This is a genomic window from Kocuria sp. CPCC 205263 (assembly GCF_040981075.1).
In the GTDB taxonomy this organism is placed as follows: Bacteria; Actinomycetota; Actinomycetes; order Actinomycetales; family Micrococcaceae; genus Kocuria; species Kocuria rosea.
In genome coordinates, this window is sequence record NZ_JAVKPV010000001.1 from 442857 (window position 1) to 464387 (window position 21531).

At 72.9% G+C, this 21531-nt stretch carries 19 protein-coding genes and 2 riboswitches; of the genes, 12 read left to right on the forward strand and 7 right to left on the reverse strand.

Features of this window, described 5'->3' with window-relative positions; all coding sequences use genetic code 11:
- Positions 1-6 precede the first annotated feature (6 nt).
- The 3 genes from RF647_RS02095 to RF647_RS02105 all read right to left on the reverse strand — a co-directional run bounded on the left by RF647_RS02095 (position 7) and on the right by RF647_RS02105 (position 3028).
- On the reverse strand, positions 7-1425 hold the full coding sequence (locus RF647_RS02095; RefSeq protein WP_368810284.1) for an LLM class flavin-dependent oxidoreductase: 1419 nt from the start codon (positions 1423-1425) through the stop codon (positions 7-9).
- A 78-nt stretch (positions 1426-1503) separates the two neighbouring features.
- A riboswitch (SAM riboswitch) is annotated at positions 1504-1618 on the reverse strand.
- A gap of 142 nt (positions 1619-1760) precedes the next feature.
- Positions 1761-2225, reverse strand: a complete 465-nt coding sequence (locus RF647_RS02100; protein WP_368810285.1) for a CoA-binding protein — start codon at positions 2223-2225, stop codon at positions 1761-1763.
- Positions 2226-2350: 125 nt separating this feature from the next.
- Positions 2351-3028 carry a maleylpyruvate isomerase N-terminal domain-containing protein gene (locus tag RF647_RS02105; RefSeq protein WP_368810286.1) on the reverse strand — a complete coding sequence of 226 codons (678 nt, stop codon included), beginning with the start codon at positions 3026-3028 and terminating at the stop codon, positions 2351-2353.
- Between the two features lie 107 nt (positions 3029-3135).
- Positions 3136-3240, forward strand: a riboswitch (SAM riboswitch).
- 5 nt (positions 3241-3245) lie between these two features.
- Here RF647_RS02105 and RF647_RS02110 point away from each other — a divergent pair.
- From RF647_RS02110 to RF647_RS02145, 8 genes are all read left to right on the forward strand, one after another.
- Positions 3246-4079, forward strand: a complete 834-nt coding sequence (locus RF647_RS02110) for an ABC transporter ATP-binding protein (RefSeq protein WP_368810287.1) — start codon at positions 3246-3248, stop codon at positions 4077-4079.
- Positions 4080-4173: 94 nt separating this feature from the next.
- A complete protein-coding gene (locus RF647_RS02115; RefSeq protein WP_368810288.1) occupies positions 4174-5217 on the forward strand; it encodes an aliphatic sulfonate ABC transporter substrate-binding protein in 1044 nt (347 codons plus the stop codon).
- Complete coding sequence (locus RF647_RS02120) at positions 5214-6035, forward strand: ABC transporter permease (protein ID WP_095649792.1); 822 nt, start codon at positions 5214-5216, stop codon at positions 6033-6035. The genes RF647_RS02115 and RF647_RS02120 overlap by 4 nt, the downstream gene beginning before the upstream one ends.
- Positions 6036-6094: 59 nt before the next feature.
- On the forward strand, positions 6095-8221 hold the full coding sequence (locus RF647_RS02125) for an AMP-binding protein (protein ID WP_368810289.1): 2127 nt from the start codon (positions 6095-6097) through the stop codon (positions 8219-8221).
- A gap of 200 nt (positions 8222-8421) precedes the next feature.
- Positions 8422-9180 carry a succinate dehydrogenase gene (locus tag RF647_RS02130; protein ID WP_368810290.1) on the forward strand — a complete coding sequence of 253 codons (759 nt, stop codon included), beginning with the start codon at positions 8422-8424 and terminating at the stop codon, positions 9178-9180.
- Positions 9181-9185: 5 nt separating this feature from the next.
- A complete protein-coding gene (locus RF647_RS02135; protein WP_368810291.1) occupies positions 9186-9308 on the forward strand; it encodes a hypothetical protein in 123 nt (40 codons plus the stop codon).
- On the forward strand, positions 9305-10027 hold the full coding sequence (locus tag RF647_RS02140; RefSeq protein ID WP_368810292.1) for a 2Fe-2S iron-sulfur cluster-binding protein: 723 nt from the start codon (positions 9305-9307) through the stop codon (positions 10025-10027). Before RF647_RS02135 ends, RF647_RS02140 begins: the two co-directional genes overlap by 4 nt.
- Before the next feature lie 79 nt (positions 10028-10106).
- A complete protein-coding gene (locus RF647_RS02145) occupies positions 10107-11726 on the forward strand; it encodes an SLC13 family permease (RefSeq protein WP_368810293.1) in 1620 nt (539 codons plus the stop codon).
- A 67-nt stretch (positions 11727-11793) separates the two neighbouring features.
- Here RF647_RS02145 and RF647_RS02150 read toward each other — a convergent pair whose 3' ends face one another.
- A complete protein-coding gene (locus RF647_RS02150) occupies positions 11794-12861 on the reverse strand; it encodes a tartrate dehydrogenase (RefSeq protein WP_368810294.1) in 1068 nt (355 codons plus the stop codon).
- A gap of 332 nt (positions 12862-13193) precedes the next feature.
- On the opposite strand from RF647_RS02150, the gene RF647_RS02155 reads away from it, so the two are divergent.
- Positions 13194-14606, forward strand: coding sequence for an O-acetylhomoserine aminocarboxypropyltransferase/cysteine synthase family protein (locus RF647_RS02155; RefSeq protein WP_368810295.1), 1413 nt, complete (start codon positions 13194-13196; stop codon positions 14604-14606).
- The gene (locus RF647_RS02160) at positions 14603-15097 is read left to right on the forward strand and encodes a CoA-binding protein (protein WP_368810296.1); all 495 of its coding nucleotides are present in this window, start codon (positions 14603-14605) and stop codon (positions 15095-15097) included. Before RF647_RS02155 ends, RF647_RS02160 begins: the two co-directional genes overlap by 4 nt.
- 66 nt (positions 15098-15163) lie before the next feature.
- Here RF647_RS02160 and RF647_RS02165 read toward each other — a convergent pair whose 3' ends face one another.
- The 3 genes from RF647_RS02165 to ilvD form a co-directional block, all read right to left on the reverse strand.
- Entirely contained in the window at positions 15164-15685 is a 522-nt protein-coding gene (locus tag RF647_RS02165; protein WP_368810297.1) for an OsmC family protein, read from the reverse strand.
- A 71-nt stretch (positions 15686-15756) separates the two neighbouring features.
- Positions 15757-17241, reverse strand: coding sequence for an alanine/glycine:cation symporter family protein (locus tag RF647_RS02170; protein ID WP_368810298.1), 1485 nt, complete (start codon positions 17239-17241; stop codon positions 15757-15759).
- A 178-nt stretch (positions 17242-17419) separates the two neighbouring features.
- Positions 17420-19252 carry a dihydroxy-acid dehydratase gene (gene ilvD / locus RF647_RS02175; RefSeq protein ID WP_368810299.1) on the reverse strand — a complete coding sequence of 611 codons (1833 nt, stop codon included), beginning with the start codon at positions 19250-19252 and terminating at the stop codon, positions 17420-17422.
- 216 nt (positions 19253-19468) lie between these two features.
- Here ilvD and RF647_RS02180 point away from each other — a divergent pair, with 216 nt between their 5' ends.
- Positions 19469-20995: a gluconokinase gene (locus RF647_RS02180; protein ID WP_368810300.1), complete on the forward strand. Its 1527-nt coding sequence runs from the start codon at positions 19469-19471 to the stop codon at positions 20993-20995.
- Positions 20996-21205: 210 nt separating this feature from the next.
- Positions 21206-21499, forward strand: a complete 294-nt coding sequence (locus RF647_RS02185) for a hypothetical protein (protein WP_368810301.1) — start codon at positions 21206-21208, stop codon at positions 21497-21499.
- Positions 21500-21531: the final 32 nt, after the last annotated feature.

Consider the following 21531-nt stretch of genomic DNA (forward strand, 5'->3'; position numbering starts at 1 on the left):
CGGGGTTCAGAGGGCCAGCTGGCGGGCGGGGGTGTCCGCGGCGGAGGGCTTGCCCGCGTAGGCGCCCCGGAACGCGGCGGCGGGGTGGGTGCCGAGCACCTTGGTCTGCCCCTCGCCGTAGAGGTTCTCGCGCAGCGTGGTGCCCTCGTACCCGGTGCGGTAGCGGCCGCGCTTCTGCAGCTCCGGCACGACCCACTCCACGAAGTCCTCGAACGAGCCCGGGGACACGTGGTAGGCGAGGTTGATGCCGTCCAGCCCGCCCTCGTCGATCCACCGCTCGAGCTCGTCGGCCACGGTCTGCGGGGACCCGACGATCGGCACGCCCATGCCGCCCATCGAGATGTGCTTGGCGACCTCCTTGATCGTCCACTTCTTGTGCGGGTCGGCCGTGGTGAAGGGGGTCAGGAAGGACTGGATCGAGTCGGTCTTGATGTACTCCAGGACGTCGTTCTCGTCGTAGCGGCCCAGGTCCAGCCCGGACCAGCCGCCCACGAGGCCCAGCGCGCCGTCGGTGTCCGCGTACCGCTCGTAGTCGCGGCGCTTCTGCTCGGCCTTCGCGTCGGTCTCGTCGACGATCACGTGCAGCATGGCGAAGATCTTGAGGTCGTCCCGGTTCCGGCCGCTGGCCTCCGCCTCGTCGCGCAGCTTGTCGGTCACCACCCGGGTCAGGTCCGGGCGGATGCCGCCCACGAACACCGCCTCCGCGTGGCGGCCGGCGAACGCCCGCCCGCGGGAGGAGGCCCCGGCCTGGAAGATCAGCGGCGTGCGCTGCGGGGACGGCTCGGTCAGCCCGATGCCGGGGACGTCGAAGTACTTGCCGTGGTGCTGGATGGGGTGCACGAGCGCCGGGTCGGCGAAGACCCCGTTGACCCGATCGCGCCGGACCGCGCCGTCCTCCCAGGAGCCCTCCCAGAGCTTGTAGCAGACCTCCATGAACTCCTCGGCGATCTCGTAGCGCTCGTCGTGGGAGATCTGCTCCGTCAGCCCGTGGTTCTCGGCGGCCGACTTCAGGTAGGACGTCACCACGTTGAAGCCCATCCGGCCCTTCGTGAGGTGGTCGAGGGTCGCGAACTTCCGGGCGAGCGGGTACGGCTGCTCGTAGGTGATCGCGCTCGTCACGCCGAAGCCGAGGTGCTTCGTCACGGCCGCCATCGCGGAGATCTGCATGAAGGGGTCGTTGACCGGGATCTGGGTGGCGTCCCGGATCACCGGGGCCGCGGAGTTCTGGTAGACGTCGTAGTACCCGACGACGTCCGCGAGGAACAGCGCGTCGAAGAGCCCCTTCTCCAGGACCTGGGCGACGTCCGTCCAGTACTCGATCGTGTTGTACTCGTCCGCCCGGGAGCGGGGGTGCTTCCACAGGCCGGGGGCCTGGTGGCCCACGCAGGTCATGTCGAAGGCGTTCAGGGCGATGCGCTTGCTCATGGGGTGTTCCTCCCGGGTCGATGCCGACCCGCGCCCGTGCGTCGTGGAGACCTGCCCGCGGGTCCGACGCACTGGTGGGCGCCGTACTTGCCGCGGAGCACGTGCACCGCGGCCCGATGTTCATCTGGGGCACCCCGCTACGGGAGAGGGTTGCCGCCCGACCAGCCAGAGCTTCGTGTCGGGACTCGTCATCGTCGTCGGGGGACAGCTTAGCGGGTGGCCCCTGACCGGGTGCAACCCCCGTGCGGTCCCACCGCACGGGGACGGTCCCGGCCGGCAGCGGGACGGTGCCGATCCGGTACGGGCAGCTCCGACGGGGCGCTCAGCCGGGTCGTTCAGCCGGGCGGGGCGAGCGGCGGGGTCCGGCTCGGGTCCAGGGTCCAGCCGCGCCGGAGCAGGGACCGGAGCTCGATCAGGGGGCAGGTGTCCATGACCACGTCGAGGCCGGCCCGCTCCGCCCGGGCGGCGGCGTCCTCGTCGACGACGCCCAGCTGCAGCCACACCGCGGCGGCGCCCACGGCGATGGCCTGGTCCACCACCGCGCCGACGCGGCGGGAGTTCACGAAGCAGTCCACCACGTCGATCGGTCCCGGGACCTCGGCGAGCGTGCGGTAGCCGGGCTCGCCGTGCACCGGCTCGCCCTTCGGGTTGACCGGCACGATCGTCATGCCGAGGTCGTCCCGGATCCGCTTCGCCACCGAGTGCGCCGGACGGGCCGTGTTGCCGGTCAGTCCCACCACGGCCCACCGGCCGGGCCGGGTCATGAGGCGGTCGATGACGGCAGGGTCGTTGCGGCTCATGCCCCCAGCCTGGCACGGAACCCGCTTCCTCTCCTTCTTCCTCCGTGTACCTCCGCGAGGCCGCACGTGTCGGCCACTTCAGGCGCCCGAGGTGGCCGACACGTGCGACCTCGCGGAGGGGGGGGTCAGGAGAAGAGCGGCAGGAGGTCCGCGTGCGCGCCCAGCTCCGCACGCTCCTGGGCGGTCAGCTCCGCCCGGCCGGTGCCCACGCGGGCAAAGTGCTCGTCGCTCCAGTGCTCGAGCGGTTCCCGCTCCCACAGGTCGGTGAGGACCCGGCGGACCTCGGCGAGCCCGTCCACGGCGGGACCCGGGGAGCCGTCCAGGTGCTGGATCAGGTCCAGGTGGTGCACCGTGGCCTCCACCGCGAGGGTGCTCAGCAGGTCCTCGAGGCGCAGCACGTGCCCCTGGGTGCGGACCGCGCCGTCGCCGCAGTGCTGCGCCGCGTGCACGAGCGCCCGGGTGGTCTCGCGGTGGAGGGCGCGCACCGGCTCCCAGTCCAGGACCATGGACGCGGCCACGCGGGTGTGGCGCCGGGCCTCGGCGGCCCCCGCGGGATCGCCACCCCAGTCGGTCCAGTAGGTCGCGGCGTCCCGGTCGGGTCGGGCGGTGGTGGGCGTGTGCAGGGCGACCAGCCCGCGCAGGGCGTCCATCGCGCAGTGGTGGGTGAGGTCCCGGACCGACCACCCCGGGCAGCCCGTGGCGGCCCAGGAGTCGTCGTCGCCGAGCCCGTCGAGGACCGCGCCGAACGCCGTGCAGGCGTCGCGCACCAGGTCCGCCCGGGCCGGGCTTCTGCGGCTCGTCATGGGTCCATGGTGGGGCACGGAGGGCTCCCGTGCCAGCGATGTGTCGCGATCATCACGGATGCGACGGATTTGCCAGGAAACACGCCGAGGACGTTCAATTGGTGGTGTAACCATCCGGAGCGGCTGAGAGACCTGGCTCGTCGACGTCGCAGCAACCGGCACGGATCCGTCTGATCCTCCGTGCGAGGTGCTAATGCCAGGACCGATGGAGTTGATCATGAGCACTTCCCTGCTGGGCTCTGCGCCGGCCACCGCACCGGGCACCGCGAAGCGCGCCTTCTCCGTGGCCTTCGAGCACGTCGGCAAGTCCTTCCCGTCCGGCCGCGAGACCCACCACGTCCTGCAGGACGTCGACGTCACGGCCCGGCCCGGCGAGGTCCTGGCGGTCCTGGGGCCCTCGGGGTGCGGCAAGTCCACGCTCCTGCGGGCCGCGGCGGGGCTCGACACCGCCTCGGCCGGACGGGTGCTCATCGACGGCACCCCCGTGTCCGGCATCGACCCGCGCTGCGCGGTCGCCTTCCAGGAGCCCCGCCTGCTGCCGTGGCGCTCGGTGCGCGAGAACGTCCGCCTGGGCCTGTCCCGCGGAATCCCCCGGGACGAGGGGGACGCCGTGATCGACGACCTGCTGCGCCTGGTGGGGCTCACCGCGCACGCCGGCCACCGTCCCCGCGCGATCTCCGGCGGCATGGCCCAGCGCGCGTCCCTGGCCCGGGCCCTGGCCCGCAATCCCGGGGTCCTGCTGCTCGACGAGCCCTTCGGCGCGCTCGACGCCCTGACCCGCCTGAAGATGCAGGACCTGCTGCTCACGATCCACGCGGCCCAGCCCACCACCGTCCTGCTCGTCACCCACGACGTCGACGAGGCGCTGCAGCTCGCGGACCGGATCGTGGTCCTGGGCCGGACCGGGCCCACCGCCCCCGCCTCGATCAGCACGATCCTCGCCGTCCCCGGCGAGCGCCCCCGGGACCGGGCCTCCGAGGTCCTCGCCGAGCTGCGCGTGCAGCTCCTCGGCCACCTCGGCGTCGACACCCACCACCCCGCGACCCGCTGACGCGGCTGCCCCCACCCCGACTCCCCTCCCCGGACCAGCGGCGGCACCCGCCCGCGCCGCCCGGCACCGTCCGTCCACCACGAAAGGCTCCGCCATGCCCCTGCCCCAGCGCTCCGCCCGCACCATCCCCGCACTCGCCGCCGTCCTGGCCCTCGGCCTGACCGGGTGCATGGCCGGCGAGGGCTCCGGCGAGCCGCCCGCGGAGGCCGCCGGGGACGGCACCGTCCGCGTGGACTGGGCCACCTACAACCCGCTCTCCGTGGTGATCAAGGAGAAGGGCTGGCTCGAGACCGCGTTCGCCGAGGAGGGCATCGAGGTGGAGTGGGTGCAGTCCGCCGGGTCGAACAAGGCCAACGAGGCGCTGCGCGCGGAGGCGGTGGACATCGGCTCCACCGCGGGCTCCGCGGCGCTGCTGGCCCGCAGCAACGGCACCCCGATCCGGGTGATCGACCTCTACTCGCAGCCGGAGTGGTCCGCCCTCGTCACCACCGCCGGCAGCGAGGTGCAGGAGGTCGCGGACCTCGAGGGCCGCACCGTGGCCGCGACCAAGGGCACCGACCCGTACTTCTTCCTGCTCCAGGCCCTCGACGAGGCCGGGGTGGACGCCGAGGACGTCACGATCCAGAACCTGCAGCACGCCGACGGCCGCGCCGCCCTGGAGAACGGCCAGGTGGACGCCTGGTCCGGGCTCGACCCGATCATGGCCGCCGCGGAGGAGAACGGCGCGGAGCTGTTCTACCGCAACGTCGACTTCAACACCTACGGCTTCCTCAACGCCCACGAGAGCTTCCTCGAGGAGCAGCCCGAGGCCGCCCAGACCGTGGTGGACGTCTACGCCTACGCCCGGCAGTGGGCGCAGGAGAACACGGAGGAGACCGCGCAGCTGCTCGCCGAGGCGGCCGGGATCGAGCTGTCCGTGGCCGAGAAGGTGCTCGAGCGCACCAACCTGGACATCGACCACGTGCCGGGCGACGAGCAGCTGGCGGTCCTCGAGAAGGTCGGGCCGATCTTCGTGGAGTCCGACGACGTGGCCGACCAGGAGCAGATCGACGAGGCGCTCGGGAGCATCGTGGAGAGCTCCTACGCCGAGAACGCCGACGCCTCCCGCGCGGCCGAGCTGGTCGGGGACGGGCAGTGACGCAGCCACTGGCCCCCGCCGAGGAGGCGCAGCGTCTCGAGGACGCCCCCGCCGCGGCCCCCCGGCGGCGGCCGCTGCTGCGCACCGGGCTGGGCCTGCTGCTGCCCGCCGCGCTGCTGGTGCTGTGGCACGTGCTGTCCACCGCCGGGGTCTTCAGCGCCGTGCAGCTGCCGGCCCCGCTCGCGGTGCTCGAGGCCGGGATCGGCCTGCTGGCCGGCGGGGACCTGTGGACCCACGTGGGCATCTCGACCCAGCGCGTGCTGATCGGCTTCCTGATCGGCGCCGGGCTCGGCCTCGTGGCCGGGTCCTTCATCGGCCTCTCCCGCTGGGGCTCCACGTTGGTGGGCCCCACGATCGGGGCGTTCCGCGCGGTGCCGTCCCTGGCGTGGGTGCCGCTGCTGCTGCTGTGGATCGGTCTCGGCGAGGACTCCAAGGTCACGCTGGTGGCCATCGGCGCGTTCTTCCCGGTCTACACCACGGTCTCCGCGGCCCTGCAGCACGTGGACCGCAACCTCATCGAGGCGGCGCGGGCGTTCGGGCTGCACGGGCTGCGCCTGCTCACCACGGTGCAGCTGCCGGCCGTCATGCCGTCGGTCATCTCGGGGCTGCGACTGGCCCTGGCCCAGGCGTGGCTGTTCCTCGTGGCCGCCGAGCTGCTGGGCGCCTCCATGGGACTGGGCTGGCTGCTCACCGACTCGCAGAACAACGGCCGCACCGACCGCCTGCTCCTCGCCATCGTGCTGCTCGCGGTGCTCGGCAAGGCGACGGACGCGCTGCTGGGGGTCTTCGAGAAGTGGGCCGCCAAGAAATGGGCCTGACACGTGCGCCTGGCACAGTGGAACCGTCGTCCGTGCCGACCGGAAAGGACAGCAGCACCGTGAGCTTCAGCTGGAGCGACCCCTCCTCCCCCACCCCCAATCCCGCCCTGGTCTCGGACGAGGCCCGGATCGCCTTCTGGGAGGCGCAGGCGTCGCGCCTCGACTGGGCGCGGCCGTGGACCACCGCGCACCGCTTCGAGGCCCCGCGGCGGCTCGGGACGGACGAGCAGGGCGGCCCCACCTGGTCGGTCCCGGAGATCGCCTGGTTCGAGGGCGGCAGGCTCAACGTGGCCCACAACTGCGTGGACCGCCACGTCGAGGCCGGCCGCGGCGCCCACGTGGCCCTGTACTTCGAGGGGGAGCCCGGGGACCGGCTGGTCTACACCTACGCCGACCTGCAGCGGGAGGTCTCCCGCGCCGCCAACGCCCTGCTCGCGCTGGGCGTGGAGCAGGGCGACCGGGTGGTGATCTACCTCCCCGTCATCCCGGAGACCGTCATCATCACGCTGGCCTGCGCCCGCATCGGCGCGGTGCACTCCCTGGTCTTCGGGGGGTTCTCCGCCGAGGCGCTGCGCTTCCGCGTCGAGGACACCGGCGCCAAGGTCCTCGTGACCACGGACGGGCAGCACCGGCGCGGCGCCGTGGTGCCCGTGAAGGCCGTGGCCGACGAGGCCTGCAGCGGCGACAACGCGGTCGAGCACGTCGTCGTCGTGCGCCGCACCTCCCGGCCCGGGCGCACGGACCTGCCGCGGGGCACCCGGGGGACGCACTCGAAGGAGGAGGACGCGGTCCCGTGGACGCGCGGGCGGGACGTGTGGTGGCACGAGCTGGTCGCCGAGCAGTCCGACGTGCACATGCCCGAGGCGTTCGACGCCGAGACGCCGCTGTTCATCATCTACACCTCCGGGACCACCGGACGACCCAAGGGCCTGGTGCACACGATGGGCGGCTACCTCGTGCAGACCGCCTACACCCACGCGCTGCTGTTCGACCTGCTGCCCGACGTCGAGGACGAGGACGGCGGACTGCGCCCGGACGAGCTGGCCACCGTCAACGACCCCGCGAAGGTGGACTCGACCGTCCACTGGTGCACCGCGGACCTCGCGTGGGTCACCGCGCACACCTACGAGATCTACGGGCCGCTGGTCAACGGCGTGTCCGAGGTGATCTACGAGGGCACCCCGAACACCCCGCACTGGGGCCGGCACTTCGAGGTCGTCGAGCGCTACGGGGTCACCGCCTACTACACGGCGCCCACGCTGATCCGCTCCCTGATGGGCGCGTTCCCGAAGGGCGTCCCGCCGCTCTACAACCTCAACTCGATCCGGCTGCTCGGCTCCGTGGGCGAGTCGATCAACCCTGAGGCCTGGCGCTGGCTGCGCGCGCAGCTGGGCAGGGACGAGGTGCCGTTCGTGGACACGTGGTGGCAGTCCGAGACCGGCGCCACCGTGATGTCCCCGCGTCCGCACGACCCCCAGTTCGCGCCCCCGGGGACGTTCGACGACGGAGCCCCGCGCACCGCGCTCAAGCCCGGCTGCGCGACCCGGGCGGTGCCGGGGATCTCCACCCGCGTGGTCGACGAGGCCGGGGAGACGGTCCCGCCCGGGGTGCAGGGCTTCGTGGTGGTGGACCGGACCGGTCCCTCGATGGCCCGCACCGTGTGGGGCGACCCGCAGCGCTACCTGTCCTCCTACTGGGAGTCCTACGCGGAGCAGGGCTGGTTCCTCGCCGGGGACGGCGCCCGCTACGACGAGGAGGGGGACATCTACATCCTGGGGCGGGTCGACGACGTCATCAACGTCTCCGGGCACCGGCTGTCCACCATCGAGATCGAGTCGGCGCTCGTCACCCACCCGTGGGTGGTGGAGGCCGGCGCGGCTCCGGTGCGCGACGAGCTGACCGGGCACGCGGTGCTTGCCTACGTGGTGCTGACCCCCGAGGCCGCCCGGGTCCCGGCGGAGGAGCTGACCGCGGCCCTGCGCGAGCACGTGGCGCACGAGATCGGGCCGATCGCCAAGCCGCGGGCGGTCGTGGCGGTCCCCGACCTGCCGAAGACCCGGTCCGGGAAGATCACCCGGCGGCTGCTCGCGCAGCTGTGGGAGGGCGCCCCGCTCGGCGACCGGTCCTCGCTGCAGAACGAGGAGTCGCTCGAGCGCATCGCCGGCGTCCTGGCCGCACGGCGGTAGACCCCGACGCGAGGGGTCGCTTTCGGTCGGAATGAGCTCCTCACACCGGCGGAAAACAACCCCTCGCGCCGACGCGGAGGCCGGCGCGGAGGCGGGCGCGGAGGCGGAGAACGACCCCTCGGCGCGGCTCCGTGACGGTCCGCGACCCTCTCCGCAAGCACGTTGAGACTTGTGACGTCTCAGCCCGCACCGCCCCTAGGATGAATGCCGTGAACGACTCCCCCCGCCCCGCAGGCACGGCCCGCTCCGCGCCGGACGGGCTGCTGCCCGCCCTGCCGAACACCGACCTCAAGCTCGCGATGGCCGCCTCCGGCGCCCTGTTCTCGGGCTACGTGCTGGTGCACATGCTGGGGAACCTGAAGGTCTACCAGGGCGCCGAGAAGTTCGACGCCTACGCCGAGCTCCTCCGCACGGCGGGCGCCCCCGTGCTGCCGCGCGGCACGGTGCTCTGGGCGGCCCGCGGCGTGCTCGCCGCCGGCCTCGTGGTCCACACGGGCGCCGCCGCGGTGCTCACCGCGCGGTCCTGGGCGGCGAACGGGACGCTGCTGCGGCGCACCGGCCGGCGTCCGCGGGGTCGTCGTCGCTCCCCGTGGACGGTGGCGAAGCGCTCGATGCGCAGCACGGGCGGCGTGCTCGGGCTGTTCACCCTCTTCCACGTGCTCGACCTGACCCTGGGCGCCCGGCCCGCCGCGGCCCGGGGGTTCGAGCACGGCAGCGCCCACGCCAACCTCGTGGCCAGCCTCTCCCGCCCGCCGGTGGCCGCCGCCTACGCCCTGTCCATGGCGGCGCTGGCCGCCCACCTGGTGCACGGCATCCCGGAGATCGCCAACGACGTGGGCGTGGGCGGTGACCGGCGCTTCCAGCGGCGGCTGCGGATCGCCGCGAACGCGTTCGGCGCCGCGGTGGCCGCCGGCAACACCACGATCCCGGTGGCCGTGCTGACCCGCGCGGTGCGCTGAGCCCCGTGGCCGCCCTCCCCCGCCTGCGGGACGACCTCCCGCGGGACGCCCTGCTGCGGGACGACCTCCTGCAGGACGACCTTCTTCGAGACGACTTTCTTCGAGACGACAAGGACCCGAGCGAGTGAGCACCTTCTCCCTGACCGTGGACGTGTGGCGCCAGCCCTCCCCGGAGGAGCCCGGGGACTTCACGGCCTACGACGTCCCGGACGCGAGCCCCGACATGACCGTGCTCGAGCTGCTCGACCGGATCAACGCGCAGCTGGAGGCCTCCGGCGAGGACCCGGTGGTCTTCGACGACGGCTGCCGCGAAGGGGTCTGCGGCAAGTGCGGGGTGACGGTCGACGGCGTGGCGCACGGCCCCGAGCGCAACGCCGCGAGCTGCATGCAGCACCTGGGGGCCTACCGGGACGGGGACCGCGTGCGCATCGAGCCGCTGCGGGCGGCGTCCTTCCCGGTCAAGCGGGACCTCTCCGTGGACAAGAAGGCGCTGCGCCTCGTGGCGAAGGCGGGCAAGTTCCCGGTGGCGATGAAGGCCCTGGCCAACGGCGGCTGCATCAGCTGCGGGGCGTGCGTGGCGTCCTGCCCCAACGGGTCCGGCCAGCTGTTCGTGGGCACGATGCTGCGGGAGCTGCCGCCGCTGGCCAAGGACGACGCCGAGCGCCGGGAGCGTTCCGCCCGGGTGATCGACGCCTCCGAGGAGCAGTTCGGGCCCTGCTCCTTGCTCGGCGACTGCGTGGAGGTCTGCCCGGCCGGGCTGCCGATCGAGAACCTCTCCGCGGTGGCGCAGGAGAACCTGCGCAACCGTTTCCCGCGCCGGAGCAGGGACACCCCGGACCCCGGATGACCCGGCGCGGCGCGCCTTGCCGCCCGGTGACGTGACTGCTACCTTTCGGGCACACCCCCGAGACCATGAGGTGGATCACATGAGCGAGCGCCCCGGAAAGATCGTCCCCGAGCAGGGCGAGTTCGACTACGAACCCGACGACCGCGAACCTGCCCGTCCGGCGGCGAAGACCTGGCTCTTCCGCGGCCTCGGCCTGCTGCTGGCCTTCCTGGTCTGGTTCCTGCTCGGCGGCGCGGACGTCTCGGCCGACGCCCGGGTGGTGGGTGCGGTCGCCACGCTGATGGCGGTCTGGTGGATGACCGAGGCGGTGCCGCTGTCCATCACCTCGCTGCTGCCCATCGTGCTCTTCCCGGTGCTCACGGCGCTCACCGTGGCCGAGACGACCGCACCCTACGCCAACCCGATCGTGTTCCTGTTCCTCGGCGGCTTCCTCATCGCGATCGCCATGCAGAAGTGGAACCTGCACCGCCGGATCGCGCTGCTGACCCTGCGCCGGGTGGGCACCCACCCGCGGCAGATCATCCTCGGCCTGATGATCTCCACGGCCTTCCTCTCCATGTGGGTCTCCAACACCGCGACCACGCTGATGATGCTGCCGATCGGGCTCTCCGTGCTGACCCTGGTGGTCGAGAACAGCCGCAACGCCGGCACCCAGGCGGAGTCCGACGCCATGACCGAGGACATCCGCGGCGGCAAGGCCATCAGCGACGTCATCGACGACCGCGACGTGCGCCTGTTCGGCGTGGCCCTGGTCCTGGCGATCGCCTGGGCCGCCACCATCGGCGGCCTCGGCACCCTGCTGGGCTCCCCGCCCAACGCCATCGTGGCCGGCTACATCAGCGACGAGCTGGACCGGACCGTGGGCTTTGCGCAGTGGATGATGCTCGGCGTGCCGATCGTGGTGGTCTTCATCGGTCTCGCCTGGCTGCTCATCACCCGCGTCATCTTCCGCTTCAACCTGGCGGAGGTGCCCGGCGGCAAGGAGCTGATCAACCAGGAGATCGCCGCCCTGGGGCCCATGAGCAAGGGCGAGAGGACCGTCCTCGCCGTGTTCGTCATCGCGGCGTTCTTCTGGATCGTCCCGGGGCTGCTGTCCGGCATCGGCACCATCGGCGAGCAGCTGCCCTGGCTGGACCTCTTCGACGACACGGTGGTCGCCATCGGCGCCGGCGTGCTGCTCTTCCTGCTCCCCGGGGACAAGCAGGGCAACATGACCCTGGAGTGGAAGGACGCCGAGGAGGGCCTCCCGTGGGGCGTGCTCCTGCTCTTCGGCGGCGGCCTGTCGCTCGCCGCCGCCGTGGCCGGCACGGGCCTGGACGCCTGGTTCGGCGCGCAGGTCTCCGGGCTCGGTGCGCTGCCGATCGTCCTGCTGCTCGCGGCGGTGGTCACGATCGTCCTGCTCCTGACCGAGATCACGTCCAACACCGCCACGGCGGCCACCTTCATCCCGATCCTGGGCGGCGTCGCCGTCGGCATCGGAGTGGATCCCATGACGCTGCTCATCCCGGCGGCGCTGGCGGCCACGTGCGCGTTCATGCTCCCCGTGGGCACTCCGCCCAACGCCATCGTCTTCGCCACCGGCCAGGTCAAGATCGCCGAGATGGTGCGCGGCGGCATCGTCCTCAACATCGTGGGCGTCATCCTGATCACGATCTTCACCGTGCTCATCGGGCCCTTCGCCCTGGGCCTGGTGATCTAGCCCGTCCTCGTCCCGGCACAGGGGGCCCGTGGTGTCCACGGGCCCCCTGGTCGTGCCACCGGCGCCGTCAGGGCGCGATGGTGCATCGGGCCAGCACGGCCTGCGTGAACTGCTCCGTGCTCGCCGTCCCGCCGAGGTCGCCGGTGCGGGTGCCGTCGGCCAGGGCCTGCTCGAAGGCGGACTCCAGGTGCCGGGCCGCCCCGGTCTCCCCGAGGTGGTCCAGCATCATGGCGGCCGCCCACATCGTGCCCACGGGGTTGGCGATGCCCTGTCCTGCGATGTCGGGGGCGGAGCCGTGCACCGGCTCGAACATGGACGGGTGGGACTTCTCCGGGTTCAGGTTCGCGCTGGGTGCGACACCGATCGAGCCGGCGGCCCCGGCGGCGAGGTCGGAGAGGATGTCGCCGAAGAGGTTGGAGGCGACGATCACGTCGACGCTCCGCGGCTTGAGGACCATCCGGGCGGCCAGCGCGTCGATGAGAACCTTCTCGACCGTCACGCCCGGGTACTCGGCGACCGTGGCCTCCACGACCTCGTCCCAGAACGGCATGGTGTGGATGATGCCGTTGGACTTCGTGGCCGAGACCAGCCGGCCCGTGCGGCGCTGGGCCAGCTCGGCGGCGTAGCGAGCGATCCGGGTGACGCCGGCGCGGGTGAACACGGACTCCTGGACGGCCATCTCCTCGGGCCGGCCGCGGTAGAGCCGGCCGCCGACCTCGGAGTACTCGCCCTCGATGTTCTCGCGGACGACGACGAGGTCCAGCTCGTCGAGCCCGCGCAGGGGCGAGGTCACGCCCGGGAGGATCCGGATCGGCCGGAGGTTGACGTACTGGTGGAACTCGCGGCGGATGGGGATCAGCAGGCCCCACAGGGTGACGTCGTCGGGGATGTCAGGGGCGCCCACCGCCCCGAGCAGGACGCCGTCGCCGGAGGCGAGCTGCTCGATGCCGTCGACGGGCATCATCCGGGAGTGGGCCCGGTAGTGGTCGGAGCCCCACCCCCGTTCGCGCCAGTCGACGGTGAAGCCGTGCGCCTGCGCCAGCGCGTCGACGCAGCGCAGCGCGGACGGCATGACCTCCTGGCCGATGCCGTCGCCGGCGATCACGTCGATGGTGTAGTGCCGTGTCCTCGTCACCAGGTCCTCCGCAGCGTCGTGGGCGCGGGAAAGGCGGGCGCCTTCCGCGCATGGCGCAGATCATAGCGCCCCGGCCGGCCCGCCCGGTGTGCGGGCGGCCCGCCCCGGGCCCGCGGTTGGCGCGGGGCGGCCCCGGGCAGCACAATGGGAGGCAGCCATCCCGAGCGGCCGAGGGACCTGGACCGACGACGCCGCAGCAACCGTGGTCGACGTCGCAGACCGCACGGTGCTACCGCCAGGACCGATGGGGCACCGCACCCCCGGCACCCCCGCCGGGACCCTCCTGACGCCCGGGACCGTCCAGCGGCACCACTCGCACGAGGAGCTTCCCCATGGCCGACCACCAGTTCGGGTTCCGCACCCGCGCCCTGCACGCCGGGGGCACCCCCGACGCCGAGCACGGCGCCCGCGCGGTCCCGATCTACCAGACCACCTCGTTCGTCTTCAAGGACGCCGACGACGCCGCCAACCTGTTCGCCCTGCAGAAGTACGGCAACATCTACTCCCGCATCGGCAACCCGACCGTCGCGGCGTTCGAGGAGCGCATCGCGTCCCTCGAGGGCGGCATCGGCGCCGTGGCCACCGCCTCCGGCATGTCCGCCGAGTTCCTCGTGTTCGCCGCGCTCGCCCAGGCCGGGGACCACATCGTGGCCTCCGCCCAGCTCTACGGGGGCACGGTCACCCAGCTGGACGTCACCCTGCGCCGCTTCGGGATCGAGACCACGTTCGTCCCCGGCACCGACCCCGCCGACTACCGGGCGGCGGTGCGCCCGGGCACCAAGGCCGTCTACACGGAGGTCGTGGCCAACCCCTCCGGCGACGTCGCGGACCTGGAGGGCCTGGCGGCGGTCGCGCACGAAGCCGGCGTGCCGCTGGTCGTCGACTCGACCATGACCCCGCCGTACCTGGTCCGCCCGATCGAGCACGGGGCGGACATCGTCATCCACTCGGCCACCAAGTTCCTGGGCGGGCACGGCACCACGCTGGGCGGGGTCGTCGTCGAGTCCGGCCGCTTCGACTGGGCGAACGGCAACTTCCCGTCCATGACGGAGCCGGTGCCCACGTACAACGACGTCACCTGGTGGGGGAACTTCGGGGAGTACGGATTCCTGACCCGGCTGCGCACCGAGCAGCTGCGGGACATCGGCCCCGCCCTGGCGCCCCAGTCTGCCTGGAACCTGCTCCAGGGCGTGGAGACGCTGCCGCAGCGCATGGACGCGCACCTGGCCAACGCGCGGGCCGTCGCGCGGTGGCTGGAGGAGGACCCCCGGGTCTCCTACGTCAACTGGGCCGGGCTGCCGAGCCACCCCCACCACGAGCGGGCCCGGCGGTACCTGCCCCTCGGCCCGGGCTCCGTGTTCGCGTTCGGGGTCTCCCCCACGGACCGACTCGGAGGGCGGGAGGTCGGCGCGCGCTTCATCGAGAACCTGCAGCTGGCCAGCCACCTCGCCAACATCGGCGACGCCCGCACCCTCGTCCTGCACCCCGCCTCGACCACGCACCAGCAGCTGAGCGCCGAGCAGCTGGTCGGCGCGGGGGTGCGGGAGGACCTCATCCGCCTGTCGGTGGGCCTCGAGGACGTCGAGGACATCCTCTGGGACCTCGACCAGGCCCTCACGGCGGCCACGGGCCTGCCTCGGGAGACCCCCGGCCGCGCGGCCGGCGCCCCGGCCGGTGCCACCGCCGACGACACCGCCGCTGCCGACGTCCCTGCCGACGTCACGACCGAAGGAGCGCTCCGATGACCGCCGAGACCCGCACGTGGACGGGGCCGAGCGCGCCCGAGCGGCTGAGCATCCTGCACGGCACCGAGTCGATCGCCGTCGTGGGCGCGTCCGACAAGCCGTCCCGCGCCTCCTACTTCGTCTCGACCTACCTGCTGTCCTCCTCGCCGTACCGGGTGTACTTCGTCAACCCGACGCTGCGGGAGATCATGGGCCGGCCCGTCTACCCGTCCCTCGCGGACCTGCCGGAGACTCCCGACGTCGTCGACGCGTTCCGGCGCCACGACGATCTCCCCGGCGTGGCCCGCGAGGCCGTGGCCGTCGGGGCGAGGACCCTGTGGCTGCAGCTGGGGTCCTGGCACGAGGAGGCCGCCCGGATCGCCGAGGAGGGCGGGCTCTCCGTGGTCATGGACCGCTGCCTGAAGATCGAGCACGCCCGCTTCCACGGCGGGCTCCACCTGGCCGGCTTCAACACCGGGGTCATCTCGTCGAAGCGCCAGGTCCTGTCCTGAACGCGGAACGGCTCCGTGCGCCCCGGGGCGCACGGAGCCGTTCCGCGTCCGGCGAGGGTGCGGCCGCTACACGCGCTCGACGACGAACGCCACGTCCGTGTTCAGGCTCTGGCTGACCACGCAGTACCGCTCGGTCGACTTGGCCAGCCGCTGGAGAGTGGCGTCGTCGGCGTCGGTGTCGAGGCGGACGGTGAGGACGACGTCCTGGACCCCCACGGCCACGGACCGGTCCAGGCCCAGCGTCCCGCGGGCGTCGAACATGCCCTCCGCGCGGAGCTCGGCCGACCGGATCGGCACGCCCATGGCCGTCGCCACGCTGCGCAGGGTCACGCCCGCGCAGGCTGCGAGCGCGTCGAGGAGCATGTCCCCGGAGCAGGCGTCGCTGCCGTCACCGCCGGTGGCGGCGTGCAGGCCGGCCCGCACCGGCCCGGCCCACGTGTCGACGGTGCTCGTGAGCCCGGGGTCGCGGAAGTCGCCGCGGGCGCCCAGGGGCGTGCGGGCCTCCTCGGGGTGCTCCCGGTAGTGTTCCTTAAGGGGGGCCTGCAGCTGTCGCAGGGCCGAGGCGTCGATGTCCGTACGAGATTCCATGGCCCCACTGTAGATGGGCCGGGGCCGGGGCCGCCACGCGGTCCCGGCCCCGGCCTGTTGCTCCGTGCCCGTCAGCGGGTCCTCGTGGGCTTCTGCGCCAGCTCCTCCCAGTAGCCGCGGGTGGTGACCACGTCGGTGCCGTCCCACGCGCCGAGCCCGGACAGGCCCGGGACGTCGCCGCTGTGGAAGATCGGCTCGAGCCCCTGCTTGCGCTGGGCCTCGTAGTTCCGGAGCACCCGGACGGCCACGCCGGCGAGCAGGACCAGGGCCACCAGGTTGATGGTGGCCATGACCGCCATGAACAGGTCGGCCAGGGACCAGACGAGGTCCAGGGCCAGCACGGCGCCGCCGAAGACGAACACCAGCACGAGCACGCGGTAGGCGGTCATCGCCGCGGGCGAGCCCGTGAGGAAGCGAACGTTGGACTCGCCGTAGTAGTAGTTGCCGATCACGGACGTGAACGCGAACAGGAAGATCGCCACGGTCAGGAAGTGCACCGCCCAGCTGCCCAGCTGCAGGGCCAGCGCGGACTGGGTCAGGGACGCGCCCTCCCGGCCGCCGAACTCGGGGTTGGAGAGGAGCACGATGAACGCGGTGATCGAGCAGATCAGCCAGGTGTCGAAGTACACGCCGAGGGCCTGCAGGAAGCCCTGCTTCGCCGGGTGGGACACGGACGCGGTGGCGCCGGCGTTGGGGGCCGACCCCATGCCGGCCTCGTTGGAGAACAGGCCGCGCTTCATGCCCTGGATGATGACGCCGATCAGCCCGCCGGTGACGAACTCACGGATGCCGAAGGCCCCCTCGAGGATCCGGCCGAGCACGGCGGGGACCTCGCCGAGGTTCAGGAAGACCACGAGCAGGCCCAGCAGGAGGTAGAGCACCGCCATGATCGGGACGACGATCTCGGAGACCGCGGAGATCCGGCGGATGCCGCCGAAAATGATCGCGGCGGTCAGCCCCACGAGCACGGCGCCGACCAGGATCCGGAACCACAGGGCCTCCGCCGCGGCGATGTCCACGCCGAGGGAGCCGCCGAGCGCGTCCACGATCGAGTTGGACTGCACGGAGTTGAACACGAACCCGTAGGTGAGGGTGATGACGACCGCGAAGAGCAGCCCCATCCAGCGCGCGCCGAGGCCGCGCTCCATGTAGTAGGCGGGCCCGCCCACGTAGCCGGTGGGCGCCTTGATCTTGTAGAGCTGGCCCAGCAGGGACTCCGTGAACGCGCTGGCCGCGCCGATGCCGGCGATCACCCACATCCAGAACACGGCGCCCGGCCCGCCCAGGCTGATGGCGATCGCGACGCCGGCGATGTTGCCGGTGCCCACCCGGGACGCGGCGGAGACGGTGAAGGCACGGAACGCGGAGATGCCCTTCTGGCCGTCCTCGGCCAGACCGGGCTTGTCGTTGAGCACCCGGAACATCTCCGGGACCAGCCGCAGCTGCACCACGCCGGTGCGGACGGTCAGGTAGAGGCCCACCCCGATGAGGATGGCGAAGACCACGTTCCACACCCAGCCGCCGAGGGTGCCCACGAGATCGGTGACGAGTTCCATTGCAGCTCCGAACTGTGACGGACGCGGGTCCCCGGCGTGGGGTCTGCGGGGCCCGCGTGAACGACCGGGCGCAGCGGTTGCGCGCCCCGACGGAACTCTAGTGGAAGTGACCCGCGTCTCGATGCCCCCGCGGGCCCCGCGATCACGGCCGACGGCGACCGGCACGGGCCGGAGCGGGTCAGATCACGCGCACGGCGCCCTTGTCCGCGGAGGTGACCATCGAGGCGTAGGCGCGCAGGGCCTTGGAGACCTGACGCTCGCGCGGCTTCGTGGGGTACCACGGGGCCGGCCCCCTGGCCTGCCGCCGGGCGGCCAGCGTCGCGTCGTCCACGTTCACGCGCAGCACGCGCCGGGCGACGTCGATCTCGATCTCGTCGCCGGTCTCAATGAGGCCCACGGCGCCGCCGGCGGCGGCCTCCGGGGAGATGTGCCCGATCGAGAGGCCGGAGGTGCCGCCGGAGAAGCGGCCGTCGGTGATGAGCGCGCACTCCCGGCCGAGGCCGAGACCCTTGAGGTAGGAGGTCGGGTAGAGCATCTCCTGCATGCCCGGACCGCCCTTGGGGCCCTCGTGGGTGATGACCACGATGTCGCCGGGCTCCACGTTCTTGGACAGGATCTCGAAGACGGCCTCGTCCTGGGACTCGACCACGAAGGCCCTGCCCACGAAGTGGAACAGCTCCTCGTCGATGCCGGCGGTCTTGATGACCGCCCCGTCCTCGGCGATGTTGCCGTAGAGGATCGCCAGGCCGCCGTCCTGCGTGTAGGCGTGTTCCACCGAGCGGATGCAGCCGTCCTCGCCGTCGAGGTCGAGGGACTCGAACGTGTTGGCCGTGGAGAACGCCTGCGTGGTGCGCACGCCGCCGGGCGCGGCGTGGAAGAGCGCCCGGGCACGCTCCGAGGACCGGCCGCTGCGGACGTCCCACTCGTCCAGCCAGGTGGCGAGGTCCGGGGCGTGCACCGCGTGCACGTCCTCGTTGAGCAGGCCCGCACGGCGCAGCTCGCCGAGGAGCGCGGGGATCCCGCCGGCGCGGTGCACGTGCTCGATGTGGAACCGGGTGGAGTTCGGCGCGACCTTGCACAGGCAGGGCACCCGGCGGGACAGGGCGTCGATGTCCGGGAGGGTGAAGTCGACCTCGCCCTCCTGTGCCGCGGCGAGGATGTGCAGGATCGTGTTGGTGGATCCGCCCATGGCGATGTCCAGGGCCATGGCGTTCTCGAACGCGGCCTTGGTGGCGATGTTGCGCGGGAGCACGGACTCGTCGTCCTGCTCGTAGTACCGGCAGCACAGGTCCACCACCCGGCGGCCGGCCTCGAGGAAGAGCTCCTTGCGGGCCACCTGGGTGGCCAGCGTGGTGCCGTTGCCGGGCAGGGACAGGCCGAGGGCCTCGGTGAGGCAGTTCATGGAGTTGGCGGTGAACATGCCCGAGCAGGACCCGCAGGTGGGGCAGGCGTTGCGCTCGATCTGGCCCAGCTGCTCGTCGGTGACGGACTCGTCGACGGCCATGGACATCGCGTCCACGAGGTCCAGGCGGTGCTCCACGACGCCCTCGACGCCCTCGCCGGACTCCATGGGCCCGCCGGAGACGAAGACCACCGGGATGTTCAGCCGCAGCGCGGCCAGCAGCATGCCCGGCGTGATCTTGTCGCAGTTGGAGATGCAGACCAGGGCGTCGGCCCGGTGGGCGTTGACCATGTACTCCACGGAGTCCGCGATGATGTCGCGGGAGGGCAGGGAGTAGAGCATGCCGTCGTGGCCCATCGCGATGCCGTCGTCGACCGCGATGGTGTTGAACTCCTTGGCCACGCCCCCCGCCTCCCGGATCGCGGAGGCCACGAGGTCGCCCATGTCCTTGAGGTGCACGTGGCCCGGCACGAACTGCGTGTAGGAGTTCGCGATCGCGACGATCGGTTTCCCGAAGTCGTCGTCGCCCATGCCGGTGGCGCGCCACAGGGCGCGGGCGCCGGCCATGTTGCGGCCGTGGGTCGAGGTGCGGGAGCGGAGGTGGGGCATGGCGGAGCTGGGTCTCCTCGGTCGGGGATGTCCGGTGGCGGGGCGGGCGACGCACGGGCCGTGGGGCGCCCGGGCCGGCCGCCGGCGGTCCGCCGTCCAGAATACGCTTCTCGACCGCAACGTCCTGGTGGGCGGACCCGCGTCTCACGATGTGACCGTTGCTCCGCGCCGCCTCCTACACTGGGGCCAGCCGCGCAGCCCCAGGAGGAGCCGACCATGAGCCACCACCCGACGCCCCCACGGCCGGACGACGGCGCCGCGTTCAGCGTGGACCTGCGCGAGGCCCTCGACCCGCTGGTGATGGCCCTGGACGTCGGCTCCACGGGCAGCCGGGGCGGTCTGCACGACGCCACGGGGACCCCCGTGCGGGGCTACCGGCACAAGATCGAGCACGAGTTCACCACCGCGGCGGACGGGACCTCCGTGATCGACCCCGACCAGGTGACGGAGGAGCTCGCGGCGGTCCTCGACCTCGTCCTGGCCGACCCCGCGCTGGCCGGCCGGGTCGCGGGCGTCGCCCTGGACACCTTTGCGTCCTCGCTGGTCGGCGTCGGGGCCGACGGCGCCGCGGTCACCACGTGCTTCACCTACGCCGACTCCCGGTGCGCCGAGCAGCTGGCCGGGCTGCGCGGCGAGCTCGACGAGCCCGCCGCCCTGCAGCGCACGGGCGCCCGCCTGCACACCTCGTACCTGGCCCCGCGGCTGCGGTGGCTCCGGGAGACGGACCCGGAGGCGTGGGGGCGGGCCCGGCGGTGGATGTCCCTGGGCGAGTACGTGCACCTGCGCCTGCTGGGCACCGCGCGCGCCGGGACCGCCACGGCCGCGTGGACCGGGATGCTGGACCGCCGCACGGGCCGGTGGGACGAGCCCCTGCTCCTGGCCTGCGGGCTGGACGCGGAGCAGTTCAACCCGCTCGCCGACCCGCACGAGCCGATCCCGGACGTCGCCGCGTCCGTGGCCGAGCGCTGGCCGGTCCTCGAGGGCGCGGCGTGGTTCGCGCCGGTGGCCGACGGGCTGAGCGCGAACCTCGGCACGGGCGGCACCGACGCCTCGACGATGGTCGTCTCCACCGCCACCTCGGGGGCCGCGCGCGTGCTGCTGCACCACGTCCCCGAGCGGGTGCCGGCCGGGCTGTGGTGCTACCGCGTCGACGCGCGGCGGTGCCTGCTGGGCGGGGCTCTCAACGACGTCGGCCGCGCGCTCGCCTGGCTCGAGCGCACGGTGACCCTGCCGGAGGGCACCACGCTCGCGGACGTCGCCGCCGCGGACGTGTCCGGATCCACCCCCGTGGTCCTGCCGTTCTTCACGGGCGAGCGCTCGACGGGCTGGGCCGGCGGCGCCCGGGCGGTGTTCACCGGCGTCTCGGCCTCCAGCACCGGGGCCGACCTGGCCCGCGGGGTGCTCGAGGGCGTCGCGGTCTCGTACGCCCGGGTGGCCGAGCAGCTCGAGGACGCCGCCGGCGGCGTGGACCGCGTGGTGGCCTCCGGCAGCGCGTCGCAGGACGTGCCGGAGCTGCTGCAGCTGCTCGCCGACGCCCTCGGCAAGCCGGTGGCGCGGGCCGAGTTCAAGCGGGCGACCCTGCGCGGCACCGCCCTGCTCGCCCTCGAGAGCCTCGCCCCGGGCGTGGAGCGGGCCTCCCCGCCCTACGGGCCGGAGCACCGGCCGGTGCCCGGACGCGCGGAGCACTACCGCGCCGCGCGCGCCCGCTTCGAGGAGCTTTACGGCGCGGTCGTCGGCTCCTGACCCGGCCGGGCGGCTCGGCGTCGCCTGGGTGCCGGCCGGGCGTTCCCTCACACTCGGACACAATGGTGTACCTCCGCTAATACCGTGGCCCCGGCACGGCCGCTTTCCTACCGTGGAGCCTGTGGGTGCGGGTGGGTGCTCCCTCCGGAGCTCGAGCACCCTGCTGCACCCCCTACCCCCGCACCCCCGCACCGCACGGAAGGAACCACGATGGAGGACTCCCTGGGCCGGGAACAGGCCGTCGGACTGCACCGGGCGCTCGAGCGGGCGTCGATCGGGCACCGCCGGCTCTGGATCCGCTACCTGTACCTGGGCGGGACGGCCGACGAGCTCGAGGTCAGCGCGTACCTGCACCAGTGCCTGGACCTGCCGGTCCGTGAGCGGGACCTGCTGAGCTGGGCGGCCAACACCCTCCTCGACCGCCGGTACCACCCGCGCGTGCCCTCGAGCGCCGACCTCCTGCGCCACGGCACCGGCCGCGGCGCCCCGGAACGCACCGCCTGAGCGCACGCCCCCCGGCCGCCGCGGCACGGATC

Coding starts and splice junctions, on each gene's coding strand:
- RF647_RS02180 (WP_368810300.1), top strand. CDS start 19,469: ATGAGCCACCACCCGACGCCCCCACGGCCGGACGACGGCGCCGCGTTC.
- RF647_RS02170 (WP_368810298.1), bottom strand. CDS start 17,241: ATGGAACTCGTCACCGATCTCGTGGGCACCCTCGGCGGCTGGGTGTGG.
- RF647_RS02130 (WP_368810290.1), top strand. CDS start 8,422: ATGAATGCCGTGAACGACTCCCCCCGCCCCGCAGGCACGGCCCGCTCC.
- RF647_RS02110 (WP_368810287.1), top strand. CDS start 3,246: ATGAGCACTTCCCTGCTGGGCTCTGCGCCGGCCACCGCACCGGGCACC.
- RF647_RS02165 (WP_368810297.1), bottom strand. CDS start 15,685: ATGGAATCTCGTACGGACATCGACGCCTCGGCCCTGCGACAGCTGCAG.
- RF647_RS02105 (WP_368810286.1), bottom strand. CDS start 3,028: ATGACGAGCCGCAGAAGCCCGGCCCGGGCGGACCTGGTGCGCGACGCC.
- RF647_RS02185 (WP_368810301.1), top strand. CDS start 21,206: ATGGAGGACTCCCTGGGCCGGGAACAGGCCGTCGGACTGCACCGGGCG.
- RF647_RS02160 (WP_368810296.1), top strand. CDS start 14,603: ATGACCGCCGAGACCCGCACGTGGACGGGGCCGAGCGCGCCCGAGCGG.
- RF647_RS02100 (WP_368810285.1), bottom strand. CDS start 2,225: ATGAGCCGCAACGACCCTGCCGTCATCGACCGCCTCATGACCCGGCCC.
- RF647_RS02145 (WP_368810293.1), top strand. CDS start 10,107: ATGAGCGAGCGCCCCGGAAAGATCGTCCCCGAGCAGGGCGAGTTCGAC.
- RF647_RS02155 (WP_368810295.1), top strand. CDS start 13,194: ATGGCCGACCACCAGTTCGGGTTCCGCACCCGCGCCCTGCACGCCGGG.
- ilvD (WP_368810299.1), bottom strand. CDS start 19,252: ATGCCCCACCTCCGCTCCCGCACCTCGACCCACGGCCGCAACATGGCC.
- RF647_RS02115 (WP_368810288.1), top strand. CDS start 4,174: ATGCCCCTGCCCCAGCGCTCCGCCCGCACCATCCCCGCACTCGCCGCC.
- RF647_RS02095 (WP_368810284.1), bottom strand. CDS start 1,425: ATGAGCAAGCGCATCGCCCTGAACGCCTTCGACATGACCTGCGTGGGC.